The sequence below is a fragment of the Halocynthiibacter namhaensis genome, from assembly GCF_000812685.1.
Taxonomy (GTDB): domain Bacteria; phylum Pseudomonadota; class Alphaproteobacteria; order Rhodobacterales; family Rhodobacteraceae; genus Halocynthiibacter; species Halocynthiibacter namhaensis.
Map to the genome: position 1 here is coordinate 495606 of NZ_JWIF01000056.1, position 15678 is coordinate 511283.

Sequence of the window (15678 nt, forward strand, 5' to 3'; positions counted from 1 at the left end):
CGCAGGAAAGGAAATGCCTATGTCTATCCCCCAGTCCGGCGGAGGAATGATCGAACATCGCGATCAGCTTGCTGAATATCTGTCATCCGGTTGTAAGCCGAAAGAAGATTGGCGCATTGGCACCGAGCACGAGAAATTCGGCTATTGCAAAGACAGCCTGAAGGCTCTGCCGTTTGAAGGTAAACGCTCTATCGTTGCAGTGTTGGAAGGTCTGCGTGATCGCCATGCTTGGAATGAAGTGCGTGAGGGCGACCATCTGATCGGCTTGGAAAAAGACGGGGCCAATGTCTCGCTTGAACCAGGTGGGGCGCTTGAATTGTCCGGCGCGCCTTTGGAAACCATTCATGAGACCTGCGACGAGGTGAATGTTCACCTGCGCGAAGTCAAAGATATCGCGGATGAAATTGGTGTGGGGTTCATCGGTCTTGGGGCCGCGCCGATTTGGCAGCATGACGATGTGCCATTGATGCCGAAGGGGCGTTACAAATTGATGGACGCCTATATGGGCGAGGTCGGCACCATGGGACGTTCCATGATGCGCCGGACCTGCACGGTTCAGGTGAACCTTGATTTCGCATCCGAAGCCGACATGGTTCAAAAGCTGCGTGTTGCGCTTGCATTGCAACCTGTTGCGACCGCGCTTTTTGCCAATTCACCTTTCTTTGAAGGTAAACCAAACGGTCATAAATCCTGGCGTTCGCGCATTTGGCGTGATCTTGATCCGGCACGTACGGGCATGTTGCCTTGGGTGTTTGAGGACGGCATGGGGTTCGAGAAATGGGTCGACTATGCCTTGGATGTACCAATGTATTTTGTCTATCGCGACGGTAAATATATCGACGCGCTTGGCATGTCCTTCCGTGATTTTATGGTTGGTAAACTGCCAGCTTTGCCGGGCGAGATCGCAACTCTGTCTGACTGGGCCGATCACCTGACCACCGCTTTCCCCGAGGCACGTATCAAGAAATACATGGAAATGCGCGGTGCCGATGGTGGCCCTTGGCGTCGCCTTTGTGCGCTGCCCGCGTTCTGGGTTGGTATGATGTATGATCAATCGGCATTGGATGCGGCTTGGGATCTGGTCAAGGGCTGGTCTGCGGAACAACGCGAAGCTTTGCGCGTTGCGGCGTCGGTTGATGGGCTTCAGGCCAAGGTTGACGGCATCAATATGCATGACTTGGCGCGTGAAGTGGTTGGCATCTCCGAAGCCGGCCTAAAAGCCCGCGCCCGTTCCGGCGCTGGCGGCATGGTCCCCGATGAAACGCATTTCCTGAACGCGTTGAAAGACAGTCTTGAAACCGGAAAAACCCCTGCCGATGAGTTGCTTGAGCAATATCACGGCGAGTGGGATGGGAATCTGACAAAGATCTACGAGGCGCATAGTTATTAATTGGAGTGGGGCGCAAGTTGCGCCCCGTTTTCGTTTAAGCTGGGATTGCGTTCATTTGAGTGGGCGGGACAGCTTGGGCGACGACCGCACGCAGGGTGCCAATTGCGTGGGTGAAGCCAAGACCAAGGCAGAGTGAGACAAAGCCCAGTGCGCCGAATAACCCGGCTAACCCGATAGTGTTAGATCCAACGAATAACGCCCCGACCAAAATTACGCCGCCAAATCCGATTGCGCAATATCCGGTCGCGATTGTGACCGCTGCGGCGCGCGTGGCTTGCCCGCTAGCGGGGCAGTTTCCCAACAGAGTCCCGATTTTCATAATCATGTAAGACAGGGCGAATGTCAGAATAAGTGCGAGGGCGAAGTAGGTGGACATGGTGATGATCATTGTCTGATCCTTTCCTAAATATTGTGTGAAGATGCGTAGAAGGGTTTGCGCAGACCTGTGTAGATCCAACCGCTGACTGCTCCCCATAAGGGCGCGAAAATCAATCCAATGGCCAAAAATGTAACATGTAAGTCATAGTGCTTCCAAAGTTCAGGTGTGGCTACGAGCGACCGGTAGAGAAGCACCGCGGCCAATACGATAGCGTTTGTGCAAAAGGCGGCAGCGGCAAATGATTTCGGCGATCCAGCTGTTATGCGTAATCTGTACAACATCACAGGAACGCCGAGAATAAGGTAGAGGGGCCCGCCAAGTGCAGTTGCAAAAATGGGTGCTAGAAGGGGGCTACCAAGGATGCCAACCAAGATCGGCCCCCCGACCATGGCAATTGTAAACGCGACAGGATCAACGATGTATCGAACGTCCTTTGGTGTGGGGAATAGTGGCGATCCACTAATTACTGTTGTTTCCGTCATTTGAGAAATTACCTCGCAAATTTTTTTGACGCTAAGGTGTGTTAGTCGGCGGAACGTCCACCTGGGATGAAGCGGGCAAGTTTGGAACCCAGTTTCAATACGGCCATATGTACGGAACGGGGTAGGCATGAGAAATCTAGATACCAGTCGTCAAACATTTTCATAACACGCAACATTTCGCCCATGCGTTCGCGGACTTTGGGGGGGGTGTTATCTTGATCTGCTTCATTCATGACGGCTTCAAGTGCTACAATCGTGGGCGCAAACTCGCGCTCGCGGCGCTGCTTTATCACCATATCCACAAGGTCAAACATGTCGCGGATTGATGTGAAATGATCCCGACGGTCGCCAAGCTTGCGACTGGATTGGACCAGCTTCCAGCTTTGCAATTCCTTGATACCGTTGGAGACATTGGAACGCGCAAGGTTGAGGGTTTCGCAGATCTCGTCAGCGGTCATGGGATCAGGCGCAATATGCAGAAGCGCATGGATTTGTGCAACGGAACGGTTCACGCCCCACTTTGAGCCCATCTCACCCCAGTGAAGGATGAAGTTTTGCATGGAAGGGGTCAGTTGCATGATGATTCCTTTAATTTCTGTTATGGCAGAAATAAATGAAACCGCCTCGCAATGCAAGAAAAAACGGCGATGAAAGACACATCGCCGTTTTCCAGTCTTAGGTTGGCTTAGTTCGCCAGTAGAACGGCAGGGTCCGCGTCTACGATGTCGGTCCAGTTGGTGTCCGCATTTTCAATGAAACCTGGGATGTCTTCTGACCAGCGTTCTTGCACGGCAGGGGACAGGTTCAGGTACAATGTGTCGTCTACGATTTTCCAAAGTGTTGGGTCGCCGTCGAATTTGAAGCCCATCGCAGTACCGAATGCGCAGTAGCCGCCGTATGCTGGTGCGTATGCTTCTGGGTCAGCGTCAAAGGTGGCTTTGTGAGCTTCGCTTGCGAAACGGTATGTCGCGCCATTGTATTCAGAACTGATGTCCCAGTCGCCTTTTGTGGGCTCGCCGTCAGTGAAATATGCAACTGGGTCATAGCCTTGAAGGGCCAAGCCAGTTGGGGTTGCATTTACGTCGTTGCCCGCTGCGAATACGGAGGTGGCGATTGCGACAGAGGCTACGATGCCGCTTAGGGCGCTTTTGAAGATATTCATGTTGTAACTTTCTTTGGTTGAACCCGTAGGGGTGAGCTGGAACTTTGAGTGAGACGAACAGGGATGTGCCGTTTCATGAATTGAATTTCGTTACAGATCGGTTCACTTACAAGACAACTAAATGTGTATGTGCAAATATCCATACGACATGAGCAAATTCGCGCGATATCTAGGGCGCCTGACGGAAGAATAGGCCCCGGGCGCAACAAAAAAGGCGGCGCAAATGCACCGCCTTATGTCAGTTTTATTGAGTGAACTTTTATTCGAAAACGTCTGCGTTTCCACCGCCAAGGGGATCAGATCCGAAATCATTCGGTCCATCAGTACCTTTGGTGCAGAACCAAACAAGCAGCAAAATGATACCAACCAATGGGACCAAAGCGATCCAATACCACCAGCCAGAACGGTTAACGTCGTGTAGGCGACGCACCATGACTGATATGGAGGGTAGAAGAGACCCAAGTACGAAAACAGTCAGCAAACTGGAAGATAAAATGATGGGTGCCATGCTTGGCGATCCAGTTGGGTTTGAGGCGTACAGGGTGAAAGTGACTACCATCATCACTGCGTATAGGCCTAGATAGATGATATTAAAGAACAGCATGAACCACCAGTATTCAGAACGGGGAGCGCGTCCAGAGAATGTGACGTATTTTGAATAGACTGATTTGACGGATTGACCAAAAGTCATGACTATTTCCTTTTTGAAAATTAATTTCTGAGGCGACTAATGCCGCAGAAATGCCCCAATGTATAGCGCGATATCCTAGAAGTTTATGTGCTGCATTTGGGGGGTGCGTAAATCGCTATTTCATTCGAAAACGGAGACGTCATTTGCGGGCCCACCAAGTGGATCAGGTCCGTATTTATTGGCACCGGAGGTTCCTGGAAGGCAGTACCAAATGAGTAAGGCCACTGCACCAACCAACAACAGAATCACACCAAGGGCGACAACGACGAACGCAAGCGCAATGGCGGGGATCCACCCTAACAGCCAAAGCCCGGTGCGATTGGAGTCGTGCAGGCGGCGCACGGAAACCGCAATGCTGGGAATAAATACAAGGATTGAGAAGACGTTGGAGATAGAGCTGAAGTCTAAGTTGAATGAGATTTGCAGGAGCCCGCGAAAGGGAATTCCAAAAAGACCATAGTCGATAAGACTAAGAATAACACCGGCGGCATATATAAACAGGACCCACCACCAGAATTCTGACCGAGCGGCGCGCCCGGAAAAGGTGAAGTATTTCTTAAAGCAGGTTTTGACCGCGTCTGTAAAATTCATGGGTCTCTCCCAATTAGATTATTTCGCGCCGATTTTGGGTTCTGTGCCCGCACGTAAACGTCGAACATTGGGCCAATGTTTCGCGTAAATCAAGATCGTTAGGATTAGGCTCAAAATCAGCATGCCCCCGTCTTGAAGCATGATCATCCATATGGGGGATGTGGCGACACTGACCAGTGCTGCCATGGACGAAATCCGTAGAATGGCCGCGACGACCAACCAAGTGGCGCAACACAGCAAACCAATCCAAAAATTCAAAGCCAGCATGAGACCTAGGAATGTGGCGACGCCCTTACCGCCGTGAAGCTTTAGCCAGATTGGGAAGAGATGCCCGAGGAACGCGCTGAGACCGGCAAGTTGGGCGGCGTCCTCGGCAAATAATGCGCGGGCGATCAAAACCGCCAAGGCGCCTTTCCCAGCGTCAAAGATCAGCGTCAGGGCTGCCGCTTTTTTATTTCCAGTGCGCAGGACGTTGGTGGTGCCAATATTGCCCGACCCGATGTCGCGTAGATTTCCAAGGTTCATCATCCGCGTGACCACCATGCCAAAGGGCACGGATCCCAGAAGGTATGACAGGACTGCAACCAGCAGCAACATAGATTGAGATGTTTCAATATAGGGCATTTAGGGCAGTCCTTTTGGAAAACAATTTTTCTGAAACACGGGTCGTCCGGCGACCAAAGTCATCAGTACTTTGCCCTGCATACGCGCGCCATCAAAGGGGGTATTTTTGCTTTTTGAATGTAACTTGAAGCGATCCATCACAAAGGGGGCTTCTGGGTCGAACAGCACAAGATCAGCAGGGGCGGACACAGACAGACGACCCGCCGCAAGCCCAAGGCGTTTTGCGGGGGCCAAAGCCATAGCGCGCCACAGTTGGGGCAAGGTCAAATCCCCTGCATGATACAGGCGCATTGCGGCGGGCAGTAGGGTTTCAAGCCCAACTGCGCCGGCCGCGGCCTCCTCAAAGGGAAGGCGTTTGCTTTCCTCATCCTGAGGTGTGTGAAAGGACGATAACGTGTCGATCAAACCACTGGCCACGGCGGCGATCATCGCTTGACGATCATCTTCAGACCGCAGCGGAGGCTTCAGCTTAAAGAAGGTGCGGTAATCATCGACGTCAAATTCATTCAGAGTGAGGTGATGGATCGAGGTCCCCGCCGTCACATCAAGGCCCGCGTCTTTGGCACGTTGCAAAGCGGGCAAAGCGGCCCCGGATGACAAGCAATCCGCATGATATCGTACCCGACTCATTTCGACCAAGGCCAGATCGCGTTCAAGCCCCATGCGTTCCGCCATCGGTGATACGCTTGGAAGACCACGCAGCGACGCAAATTTTCCGCTGGTCACTGCGGCACCCTTGGACAAATCGGGTTCCTGCGGATGGGCCATGACCAAGGCGCCGAGCGATCTTGCATAGGTCATCGCACGGGAAAACACTTTGGGGTCACGCACGACATGGTCACAATCGGTGAAGCCCACGGCGCCCGCATCTTTCATGAAGCCCATCTCGACCATTTCACGTCCTTCGCGCCCTTTGGTCAGTGCGGACATAGGCAACACATTGATGGGCGTTACATCAGATGCACGGCGGCTGGCAAAACTAAGCGCCTCGGGTGTATCCATCGCGGGGGTCGTGTCTGGACGCGTGATGATTGTGGTCACGCCACCGGCTGCGGCGGCCAACCCGGCCGTGCGGAAGCTTTCCTTGTGACGTTCGCCTGGTTCGCCGATCTTTACACCAATATCGATGATACCAGGTGCCAGGCATTTGCCGCGACAATCAATGATCTCATCGGCAGTCTGTGTATCAATATCGGCACCAACTGCGATGATCACCCCGTCTTCGATTATGAGCGACCCACGGGTTTCAGTTCCCAGTTCGGGATCAATGAGGCGGGCATCCGTGAGGCATATTTTCATCGGGTTGCTCCTTGTTGCACTTTGACTTTTTCAATCTGTGCGATTGTGTCTTGGGGATCGACCTGAAAGCGGATCAGGTGTTTTAGACCAGATTGGGTGATCAGTTGAACGGAACTGATGATCACCTTCATTTCCACGATTTCTGTCAGATCGGCGATGCGTTCTTGAGGGCCCATAATGCGCTGATTTGTGAGGTCCCAACGCGCTTTCAGATCATCCGATGCCAGATAAAATCCACGTATGGCTATTGCGAAAAAACCACCAACCGCGCCGGTCCAGATATGGGCATTTCCAAACAACCAAAGCGCCGCCATGCCAAACAGCATTGCGAAACCCGCGAGCCAAATATGGTCACGGATATAGGTTCTTTTATTGCCGGTGAAGCTTGTGATCACGGTCTCATCTTTATTCAATGTGGCCGTGGGTGTGAGGCTGCGGTAAAAGGAGTTCATTCAAGTCTTTCCATTTGATCACGAGCGTTTAAGATGAGACTACGGATGTCCCAAGGGTTCCAAATGTAATCCAGCTTATGCACAATCCCGTCATCGCAATAGACGCGAATGCCCCAAACCATCCAGATTTTGATGCTGTCCACGTCGTATAAATCGATTACCTCTTGCACCTTAGGGGTGCCCAGATGGATGCGATATGGTGTGAGGTACCAACGTTTCCGCAGGGCGATGAACCAATAAAAGGGTTCCCCTAACAGCCAAGCTTCGATCCCGAGAAAAACAATCAGCGAGCCGATCAGTTTGAGAAGGATTTCGGGTGCCGTTTCGCCCAACGTACCCATGTGATACAAAAATATGACAGCGATCAGCCAGATGATGTAGCGCGGCAAATATGCGGTAACGCTGGGACGAATAAGCCGAATGATGGGTTCATCTGCGGGCAGTTCAGGCGTATATTGCTGCGTCATCACCAGACCCTGACTTCAGATTGCGTGCCAACAGATCCATCGCGGCCATGCGCACGGCAACACCCATTTCGACCTGCTCTTGGATCACGGATCTGTTGATGTCATCCGCGATGGTGCCGTCAATTTCAACACCTCGGTTCATCGGACCTGGGTGCATGACAATCGCGTCGTCTTTTGCGTAAGACAGTTTTTCCGCATCCAAGCCGTAGCGATGGTAATATTCACGTTCCGATGGAATAAAGCCGCCATCCATACGTTCACGCTGCAAGCGCAACATCATCACGACATCGACGTCTTTCAGACCTTCGCGCATGTCGTCATAGACCTCGACCCCAAGTTCCTTGATCTCGGATGGCATTAGGGTCGGTGGGCCAATCAAGCGCACGCGATTTTCCATTTTCCCAAGCAATAGAATATTTGATCGCGCCACACGGGAATGCGCAATATCGCCACAAATCGCGATGGAAAGGCGATGCAGACGGCCCTTTTTGCGGCGAATGGTCAAAGCGTCAAGTAGGGCTTGTGTTGGGTGTTCATGTTTGCCGTCACCGGCATTCAAAACAGCGCAGTTCACTTTTGACGCCAGCAGGTTCACAGCACCCGAATGGGGGTGGCGGACGACCAGAATATCTGGGTGCATGGCGTTAAGCGTAAGCGCTGTATCAATCAGGGTTTCGCCCTTTTTGATCGAACTCGCTTGCATCGCCATATTCATCACATCTGCCCCAAGGCGTTTGCCTGCGATTTCAAAACTGGCTTGCGTGCGGGTGGAGTTTTCAAAGAACATGTTGATTTGGGTCAGCCCCGCCAACGCATCTGAATGCTTTTGTTGGCGACGGTTCAGATCAACATATTGATCCGCCAAATCAAGGATGGTGGTGATTTCATCAGGGGCGAGATTTTCGATCCCCAGCAGGTGTTTTGCACGGATGGTCATGGTCTCTCCATCAGGATTTTCCCGCTTATAAGGGCGTCATGTGGTTTGGGGCAAGGGGGTGTGGACCCGTGAGGGATCAACAGTTGCAGATTTGGGGCGAAATGGCTGGTTCCCTTCCGCGCGGGGGTGGCGTAACTTTGGGCTATGAAGCTCGAATCTATGGATCATTGGCAATTGCGCGCGGCCCTTGAATGGCAGGTCGAACTGGGGGCGGATGAAACGCTTTTGGATGCGCCGGTCAATCGCTATGAAATGCCCGCGAAACCTGCTGCGGCTGTAAAGTCAAAAAAAGTGGCTGAACCTGCTGCGATCGTTGAAGTGATTGGGCCAGACCCCGCAGCCGAGGCCAAAGCCGCCGCCAATCAAGCACAGGATCTTGCTGGTTTGGAGCGTGCGCTTGCGATGTATGAACATTGTGAATTGAAGCGTGGTGCGCGCAATCTGGTCTTTGGTGATGGCAATCCGAACGCACGCGTGATGGTGATCGGTGAAGCCCCTGATCGCGACGAAGATCGTCAAGGCAAGCCCTTTGTTGGGGCGGTCGGGCAGTTGTTGGACAACATGTTGGCGGCGATCGATATGGCGCGTGATGCCACAGATACACAACAAGCGGTTTACGTGACCAACGTCCTACCTTGGAGGCCGCCGCAAAGCCATGTTCCACAGGCCTCTGAAATCGCGATGATGCGCCCCTTTGTTCAGCGTCATATTGAACTGGTTCAACCAGATATCATCATTGCGATGGGCAACGTGGCTTGCGACGCTTTGCTGGGGAAACGTGGCATCACACGCATGCGCGGCACTTGGGGGGATGCGTTTTCCACGCCCGTGATGCCGATGTTGCACCCCAGCGATTTGCTGCGCAGACCCGAAGGAAAGCGTGACGCGTGGAACGACCTGTTGAATATTCAAGAAAAGCTAAACGAATTGAAGTGAGGGCCTATGTCTGATCGTGAATTTATCCCCGTGCGCATCGCAGTTTTAACCGTGTCTGATAGCCGTTCTTTGGCGGATGACCGTTCGGGCGACACTTTGGTGAAACGTTTGGAGAAAGCCGGTCATGTTTTGGCCGCGCGTGACATCATTCCAGATGATCGTGCTGATATTGCTGCGAAATTGAAATCCTGGTGTGATGATCCTGAAATCGATGTGGTGATATCAACTGGTGGCACCGGCTTAACGGGGCGTGACGTGACCGTGGAAGCGCATCGCGACATCTATGAAAAAGAGATCGAAGCGTTCGGCACTTTGTTCACCATTGTGTCGATCAAGAAAATCGGCACATCTGCGGTGCAAAGTCGGGCAACGGGCGGTGTTTGTAACGGCACCTATTTGTTCGCACTTCCGGGAAGTCCGGGGGCATGTAAAGACGGTTGGGATGAAATTTTGGAAGCGCAGTTGGATTATCGCCATATGCCTTGCAATTTTGTGGAAATTTTTCCACGCCTGACCGAAACTGAGCGACGGAAATAAATCCGGCGACCGTATCATCCCGGAACATGTTTGAAATTCCCTGATGTGTCAGGGACCAGCCACGCCGGAAGGATCGCAATGCGATTTCTCACACGTAGTCTCACGGGACTTTTTATGCTTGCGTTGACCCTTGGGTTTCTGGCGATGGCTGGGCTGACAATTCTGTCTGCGCTGCAATCGCGCGGCGGTGGGGAACGGTACGGGGCTGGCGGTCGGGAACGGGTGTTTTCGGTGAATGTGATCACCGCCGAGGCCGAAAACCTGCGCCCGGAACTTACCGTTTTCGGTCAAGTGCGTGCGCGCCGCAGTTTGGATTTGCGGGCGGCCACATCTGGTCGAGTGATTGAAATTTCCGACAATTTTGTTGACGGTGGCGCAGTCGCGGTGGGACAGCTTTTGGTCCAAATTGATCCGGCTGAAGCGCGGTCTGCGTTAGAGAGTGCCATCAACACGCAAGCGGAAGCGCAAGCGAATTTGCGTGATTCCGAACGTGGGCTTGTATTGGCGCAGGAAGATCTTGCCGCGTCCGAGGTGCAGCGTGACTTACGCAAAACGGCGCTGGAACGGCAGCAAGATTTGCGACGTCGTGGTGTTGGGACAGCGGCCAGTGTGGAAACGGCAGAGCTTGCGGCCTCGCAAGCAGATCAAGCGGTTGTCGCGCGTCGCCAATCTCTGGCTCAGGCGGAAGCAAAGCTTGATCAAGCCACCACCGGCTTGACCCGTCAGAACTTAGCGGTATCGGATGCGCAACGTCGACTTAAAGACACTGAAATATACGCGGAATTCGATGGCACTTTGGGCGACGTTAGCATCGTGAAGGGTGGGCTCTTGTCGACGAATGAGCGCCTTGCGATTCTCACGGACCCAAGTCAGCTGGAAGTGTCCTTTCGTGTCTCAACAGCACAATATACGCGTCTGCTGAACAGTGAAGGTGCATTGCGTAATTCCCCAGTGAAAGTGACCTTGGATGTTCTGGGCATTGATCTGATCTCGACCGGGGTGGTGACGCGTGAAAGCGGCACTGTTGGCACCGGGCAAACCGGACGTTTGTTGTTTGCCCGCCTTGAAACACCTGCCGGGTTTAGGCCTGATGATTTTGTAACCGTGAAAGTAGAAGAACCGGTGTTGCACAATGTGGTTCGCTTGCCTTCCACGGCTTGGGATGCTGTGGGGAACGTTCTGGCGGTCGACAGCGAGAACCGGCTTGAAGCCATCTCGGCGGATCTTTTGCGGCGTCAGGGAAATGATGTCATTTTGACAGCAGATGGGATTGCAGCGCGTCAGATTGTTGCGGAACGCTCGCCGCTTTTGGGGGCGGGTATTCAGGTGAAATTGGTGTCAGACGATGGTTCAAATCAAGCGGAATCCGAAGAACTGATCGAGCTTACAGACGTGCGGCGTGCGGCTTTGGTCGCCTTTGTTGAAGCCAACACACGTATGCCCAAGGACGCGCGCGATCGTGTTTTGAGCCAACTTGCAGAACCCCGTGTGCCCGCGCGTGTTGTTGAACGTATCGAAGCCCGGATGGGGGGCTAAGCGATGGGTCCTAAACCAGCCGGGATCCTATCCTATTTCACCCGCCATAAAACCGCTGCGAATTTACTTTTGGTGATGATGATTGCCTTAGGCTTGTCTGCTTTGCCAAAAATGCGCGCACAGTTTTTCCCGGATGTCATCGTGGACAGCATCTCTGTTTCGGCGACTTGGAAAGGTGCAGGTGCGGAGGACGTCGATGGTGCGATTGTCCAGATCTTGGAGCCTGTGCTTTTGGCTGTGGACGGGGTGATCTCGTCTGATGCGACCTCGCGCGAAGGGGGCGCCAGCATTTGGTTGGAATTTGAACCCGGTCACGATATGGCGCGCGCAGCTGATGATGTACAACTGGCGGTCGACGCGATCACGACTTTGCCCGAGGACGCAGAAGACGTGAACGTACGCCGCGCCAGCTGGAGTGACCGTGTCACCGATGTTGTAATCGCGGGCCCCGTAGATGTGGCGCAGTTAGGGCGTTTCGCAGACGAGCTGGCAACGCGCTTGTTTACCGTCGGCGTGACCAGAACGACCATACGCGGGGTCGCCGCCGCCGAAACCGTGGTTGAATTGCCGATGGCGGCGATGATCCGCTATGACATCACAATGGCGCAAGTCGCGGCGGCAATCGCGGGCGAGGTGAATTCTGACCCCGCGGGGGATGTAACAGGGACGAACACACGTGTGCGCACCGGCACGGCCACCCGATCTGTCGAAGACATCGAAGCCATCGTCTTGCGAGTGAATGACGATGGGTCACGTCTAAAAATTGGCGATGTTGCCCATATCTCGCGGGAAGGCGTGGATCGGGAGCGCGCCTATTTTTCGGGCGAAAACCCAGCAATTTCCCTGCGTGTTGATCGTTCGGCACAGGGGGATGCCATTGAAATTCAGCGCGACGTCGAACGGGTGGTGGCAGAGCTGCGCGAAGTCTTACCCCAAAACGTTTCAGTTGACCTGATCCGCACCCGCGCCGAGGCAATCTCAGGCCGTTTGAATATCCTGATGGACAACGGCCTGATGGGGCTTGGGTTGGTTTTGTTGTTGCTGTTTTTGTTCCTTAACGCGCGCATAGCGTTCTGGGTCGCGGCCGGTATCCCCGTCGCGATGTTGGCGACGATTGCTTTGATGTATGCCTTTGGTTTGACGATCAACATGATCTCATTGTTTGCGTTGATCATCACCCTGGGCATCGTTGTGGACGACGCGATTGTTGTTGGGGAACACGCGGATTTTCGCGCGCGTCGCCTGTCTGAGAATCCGATGTTGGCGGCGGAAAATGCCGCGATCCGTATGTCTGCGCCTGTGTTTTCTGCGACGATTACCACAATTATTGCCTTTTTTGGCTTGGTCGCCGTCGGGGGGCGTTTTGGCAATTTGATTGCCGATATCCCCTTTACCGTGGTTGCGGTGTTGACTGCGTCATTGATCGAATGTTTTTTGATTCTGCCCAACCACATGGCCCATGCATTGGCTCACACGGCCAAAGAGCATTGGTATGATTGGCCCAATCGGCAGGTGAATAAAGGCTTTCGATGGGTGCGCGAGGCAGGGTTTCGTCCCTTGATGCATATCGTTGTCAAAGCGCGATACGCTGTCTTGGCAGGTGTGATTTTTCTGTTGGCCAGCCAAGTCGCAGTCTTTTTGCGTGGCGACGTGCAATGGCGATTTTTCAATGCCCCTGAGCGGTCTTCTGTCTCGGGGAATTTTGCAATGGCTGCTGGGGCCTCGCGCGAAGACAGCCTTGAGATGATGCGCGAACTACAGCGTGCAGCAGATACGGTTGGTCGCCGCTACGAGGTGGAATACGGTGCTTGGCCGATGGATTACGTCCTGGCAGAGATCGGCGGAAACACGGGCCGTGGTCTTTCTGGGACGGATACCAAGACGCCGGATCAGTTGGGTGCGATTGCGATTGAATTGGTCGACGCCGATTTACGTCCGTGGTCGGCATATAAATTTGTCGCCGATATTCAAGAAGAAGTCCGCAATCACCCCCGGGCAGAAACGGTGAGTTTCCGACGGTCTAGTTCTGGGCCAGGCGGTGATTCACTACATGTTGAGTTCTTCGGTGCAGAACCTGAAGGCCTGAAAGCCGCTGCAGAAGCCTTGAAAATCGCGCTTTTGCCGTTCTCAGAAGTGTCCGCCGTGGAAGATTCACTTGCCTATGACAAGGAAGAATTGATCTTAGAATTGACGCCACAGGGCCAGGCTCTTGGCTTTACCATTGATGAAATGGGGCGTGTTCTGCGCAATCGGCTTGGTGGAATTGAGGCGGCGACATATCCTGATGGCCCGCGTTCTGCCTCCATCCGTGTCGAGTTGCCAACCGGTGAACTTACGGCGGATTTCCTAGAACGTTCCTTGATGCGCACGAATGCCGGACAATATGTGCCGCTGGCGGACATCGTGACCGTCCAGCATCGCAAAGGGTTTTCGACAGTCCGTCGCGAAAACGGTATTCGCTTGATCGCGGTTAAGGGAGATATCTCAGAAGATGACCCCGCCAGGGCCGCCCTGATCAATGACACGTTGCGCACTGAAATATTGCCGAGAATTGAAAGCGAATATCAGGTGGCATTCCGCATCGCCGGATTGGCAGAGCAAGAACAAGAGTTTCTGTCTGATGCTCTTTTGGGATTTAGCCTGTGTATGATCGGGATCTATCTGACATTGGCTTGGATTTTCTCAAGCTGGATGCGCCCGGTGGTGGTTTTGGCGATTGTGCCCTTTGGGCTGATCGGCACGATTTTTGGCCATGCATTTCACGAGGTACCTTTGTCGATGTTCTCGGTTGTGGGGCTGATTGGGATGACGGGGATTATCATCAATGATTCCATTGTGCTGGTGACCACGGTTGAGGAATATTCACTGACGCGGGATCGCATCAGCGCGATTATAGAAGCCACATGTGATCGTTTGCGGGCGGTTATGCTGACCACATTAACCACGGTTTTGGGGCTGGCACCGTTGTTGTTTGAAGGGTCCGTACAGGCAGAATTCTTGAAGCCAACCGTGATCACATTGGTCTATGGTTTGGGCTTTGGGATGGTGCTTGTGCTGATCATGGTGCCGGCGCTTTTGACCGTGCAACTTGACCTGAAACGTCAATTCACGGCCCTGCGTCGTGGCTTGGGTAAGCCAGGAACACGCTTGCACCCCATCCTGCTGAGCTGCGTTGGCATACTGGCGGTGGTTTTTGGCCTGACGTTTGGATGGGTCGCTTTTACGGGCGATTTACCTGTATTTCTGCCCAGAGTTGGTTCTTCACCGGCTGTCGGGGCATTCGCGCTGTTCATGCTTGCAAGCACTGTGACGACCATTGGTGCTTGGGGTGTCGTCTGGGGCGACGTCAGCCGTGACAGCCTTGAATGTTGATTGCGCGGTCATCGCCAATCACGGTGATGCGCACGTCTGAACGGTCCAAGGCAAACGGCGTTGCCGAAGGGGGGACCATATCTACCTGTGCCAAAACAAGGCCACCTTCACGGCGTATTTGCGCTGAGCTTACCCAGATTTCCGTATTGGACAGCTCAAACACCACCACATCATTGTTGCCGATCCGCCCGGCGGGCAGGGATGTGGTCAAGCTGACACCATCTGCGATTGGCTTGGCCTCACAACGCACGCTGGTGATACCAAGGCTTTGGCCGGATTGCGGCTGTTGGGCCAAGGCTTTGCGTATGTGCTGTTGTGCCTGCGCGGGACCAGCGTTTTCGTCCAGATTTGCGTCGAAATTTAAGGTCAGTGGGATGCAAACGGTTTCGCAAACCCCAAGGCGCATTTGCACGTCAAGTTGAACCGGTTGTTTTGGATCAACGGGAGTGATTTCGACGGGCAGCACCAGTTCATCTTTATATCCAATTGTGCGGACCCCGGCGTTGTCATGGAGACCCGGACGCGGCCAATGAAATTGAACCGAAGCGACATTGTGCGACCTGGACCAATCAAACTGGGGAGGAATTCCAGTTTCGCCAGGGGCACGCCAATAAGTCTTCCAGCCATCATTCAACTCGATCCGAAATGCTGCCATCTGGGTGCCGGAACTTGTGCGCCAACCTTCCAACACGGAAGAATCTTTTACGCTTTCAAAATTTTGCGCCTGTGCGCTGATCGGAGAACACATGTTGATCGCCAGAGCGGCGACGGCGGCAAGGGTATGGAAACTTGGCTTTTTCATGAGGACACCATAGCCAAGATG

General features: G+C 53.5%; 16 protein-coding genes. 5 read left to right on the forward strand and 11 right to left on the reverse strand.

Going from position 1 to position 15678, the window contains the following annotated elements; genetic code table 11:
- Positions 1-19 precede the first annotated feature (19 nt).
- Positions 20-1390, forward strand: coding sequence for a glutamate--cysteine ligase (locus RJ38_RS10415; protein WP_039018738.1), 1371 nt, complete (start codon positions 20-22; stop codon positions 1388-1390).
- Positions 1391-1424: 34 nt separating this feature from the next.
- Here RJ38_RS10415 and RJ38_RS10420 read toward each other — a convergent pair whose 3' ends face one another.
- The 10 genes from RJ38_RS10420 to RJ38_RS10470 form a co-directional block, all read right to left on the reverse strand.
- The gene (locus tag RJ38_RS10420) at positions 1425-1778 is read right to left on the reverse strand and encodes a hypothetical protein (protein ID WP_039018739.1); all 354 of its coding nucleotides are present in this window, start codon (positions 1776-1778) and stop codon (positions 1425-1427) included.
- Between the two features lie 514 nt (positions 1779-2292).
- Positions 2293-2829: a GbsR/MarR family transcriptional regulator gene (locus RJ38_RS10430; protein WP_039018741.1), complete on the reverse strand. Its 537-nt coding sequence runs from the start codon at positions 2827-2829 to the stop codon at positions 2293-2295.
- A 107-nt stretch (positions 2830-2936) separates the two neighbouring features.
- Positions 2937-3413, reverse strand: coding sequence for a YHS domain-containing (seleno)protein (locus RJ38_RS10435; protein WP_039018742.1), 477 nt, complete (start codon positions 3411-3413; stop codon positions 2937-2939).
- 259 nt (positions 3414-3672) lie between these two features.
- Positions 3673-4104 (reverse strand): DUF805 domain-containing protein, encoded by a 432-nt coding sequence (locus tag RJ38_RS10440; RefSeq protein ID WP_039018743.1) that lies wholly within the window; start codon positions 4102-4104, stop codon positions 3673-3675.
- A gap of 120 nt (positions 4105-4224) precedes the next feature.
- Positions 4225-4695, reverse strand: coding sequence for a DUF805 domain-containing protein (locus tag RJ38_RS10445; protein WP_039018744.1), 471 nt, complete (start codon positions 4693-4695; stop codon positions 4225-4227).
- Between the two features lie 18 nt (positions 4696-4713).
- On the reverse strand, positions 4714-5319 hold the full coding sequence (gene plsY / locus RJ38_RS10450) for a glycerol-3-phosphate 1-O-acyltransferase PlsY (protein WP_039018745.1): 606 nt from the start codon (positions 5317-5319) through the stop codon (positions 4714-4716).
- Positions 5320-6618: a dihydroorotase gene (gene pyrC / locus RJ38_RS10455; RefSeq protein WP_039018746.1), complete on the reverse strand. Its 1299-nt coding sequence runs from the start codon at positions 6616-6618 to the stop codon at positions 5320-5322. It lies immediately after the preceding gene.
- On the reverse strand, positions 6615-7070 hold the full coding sequence (locus RJ38_RS10460; protein WP_052245321.1) for a hypothetical protein: 456 nt from the start codon (positions 7068-7070) through the stop codon (positions 6615-6617). Before RJ38_RS10460 ends, pyrC begins: the two co-directional genes overlap by 4 nt.
- Positions 7067-7537, reverse strand: coding sequence for a hypothetical protein (locus RJ38_RS10465; protein ID WP_039018747.1), 471 nt, complete (start codon positions 7535-7537; stop codon positions 7067-7069). The genes RJ38_RS10460 and RJ38_RS10465 overlap by 4 nt, the downstream gene beginning before the upstream one ends.
- Positions 7515-8474: an aspartate carbamoyltransferase catalytic subunit gene (locus RJ38_RS10470; protein ID WP_039018748.1), complete on the reverse strand. Its 960-nt coding sequence runs from the start codon at positions 8472-8474 to the stop codon at positions 7515-7517. Before RJ38_RS10470 ends, RJ38_RS10465 begins: the two co-directional genes overlap by 23 nt.
- Before the next feature lie 144 nt (positions 8475-8618).
- Between RJ38_RS10470 and RJ38_RS10475 the strand changes: the two genes are divergently transcribed.
- From RJ38_RS10475 to RJ38_RS10490, 4 genes are all read left to right on the forward strand, one after another.
- Positions 8619-9410, forward strand: a complete 792-nt coding sequence (locus RJ38_RS10475) for a uracil-DNA glycosylase (RefSeq protein ID WP_039018749.1) — start codon at positions 8619-8621, stop codon at positions 9408-9410.
- 6 nt (positions 9411-9416) lie between these two features.
- The gene (moaB, locus tag RJ38_RS10480) at positions 9417-9947 is read left to right on the forward strand and encodes a molybdenum cofactor biosynthesis protein B (RefSeq protein WP_039018750.1); all 531 of its coding nucleotides are present in this window, start codon (positions 9417-9419) and stop codon (positions 9945-9947) included.
- Between the two features lie 78 nt (positions 9948-10025).
- The gene (locus tag RJ38_RS10485) at positions 10026-11483 is read left to right on the forward strand and encodes an efflux RND transporter periplasmic adaptor subunit (protein WP_039018751.1); all 1458 of its coding nucleotides are present in this window, start codon (positions 10026-10028) and stop codon (positions 11481-11483) included.
- A 3-nt stretch (positions 11484-11486) separates the two neighbouring features.
- A complete protein-coding gene (locus RJ38_RS10490; protein ID WP_039018752.1) occupies positions 11487-14855 on the forward strand; it encodes an efflux RND transporter permease subunit in 3369 nt (1122 codons plus the stop codon).
- On the opposite strand, the gene RJ38_RS10495 is transcribed toward RJ38_RS10490, so the two are convergent.
- On the reverse strand, positions 14830-15657 hold the full coding sequence (locus RJ38_RS10495; RefSeq protein WP_156121821.1) for a protein-disulfide reductase DsbD domain-containing protein: 828 nt from the start codon (positions 15655-15657) through the stop codon (positions 14830-14832). The two genes, RJ38_RS10490 and RJ38_RS10495, sit on opposite strands and share 26 nt — an antisense overlap.
- Between the last annotated feature and the right edge of the window lie 21 nt (positions 15658-15678).

Bases quoted from the DNA above. Each gene is read 5' to 3' on its own strand.
- RJ38_RS10485 (WP_039018751.1), top strand. From the start codon at position 10,026: ATGCGATTTCTCACACGTAGTCTCACGGGACTTTTTATGCTTGCGTTG.
- RJ38_RS10430 (WP_039018741.1), bottom strand. From the start codon at position 2,829: ATGCAACTGACCCCTTCCATGCAAAACTTCATCCTTCACTGGGGTGAG.
- moaB (WP_039018750.1), top strand. From the start codon at position 9,417: ATGTCTGATCGTGAATTTATCCCCGTGCGCATCGCAGTTTTAACCGTG.
- RJ38_RS10415 (WP_039018738.1), top strand. From the start codon at position 20: ATGTCTATCCCCCAGTCCGGCGGAGGAATGATCGAACATCGCGATCAG.
- RJ38_RS10490 (WP_039018752.1), top strand. From the start codon at position 11,487: ATGGGTCCTAAACCAGCCGGGATCCTATCCTATTTCACCCGCCATAAA.
- RJ38_RS10465 (WP_039018747.1), bottom strand. From the start codon at position 7,537: ATGACGCAGCAATATACGCCTGAACTGCCCGCAGATGAACCCATCATT.
- RJ38_RS10435 (WP_039018742.1), bottom strand. From the start codon at position 3,413: ATGAATATCTTCAAAAGCGCCCTAAGCGGCATCGTAGCCTCTGTCGCA.
- RJ38_RS10445 (WP_039018744.1), bottom strand. From the start codon at position 4,695: ATGAATTTTACAGACGCGGTCAAAACCTGCTTTAAGAAATACTTCACC.
- RJ38_RS10495 (WP_156121821.1), bottom strand. From the start codon at position 15,657: ATGAAAAAGCCAAGTTTCCATACCCTTGCCGCCGTCGCCGCTCTGGCG.
- RJ38_RS10440 (WP_039018743.1), bottom strand. From the start codon at position 4,104: ATGACTTTTGGTCAATCCGTCAAATCAGTCTATTCAAAATACGTCACA.
- RJ38_RS10470 (WP_039018748.1), bottom strand. From the start codon at position 8,474: ATGACCATCCGTGCAAAACACCTGCTGGGGATCGAAAATCTCGCCCCT.
- RJ38_RS10420 (WP_039018739.1), bottom strand. From the start codon at position 1,778: ATGATCATCACCATGTCCACCTACTTCGCCCTCGCACTTATTCTGACA.
- plsY (WP_039018745.1), bottom strand. From the start codon at position 5,319: ATGCCCTATATTGAAACATCTCAATCTATGTTGCTGCTGGTTGCAGTC.
- pyrC (WP_039018746.1), bottom strand. From the start codon at position 6,618: ATGAAAATATGCCTCACGGATGCCCGCCTCATTGATCCCGAACTGGGA.
- RJ38_RS10475 (WP_039018749.1), top strand. From the start codon at position 8,619: ATGAAGCTCGAATCTATGGATCATTGGCAATTGCGCGCGGCCCTTGAA.
- RJ38_RS10460 (WP_052245321.1), bottom strand. From the start codon at position 7,070: ATGAACTCCTTTTACCGCAGCCTCACACCCACGGCCACATTGAATAAA.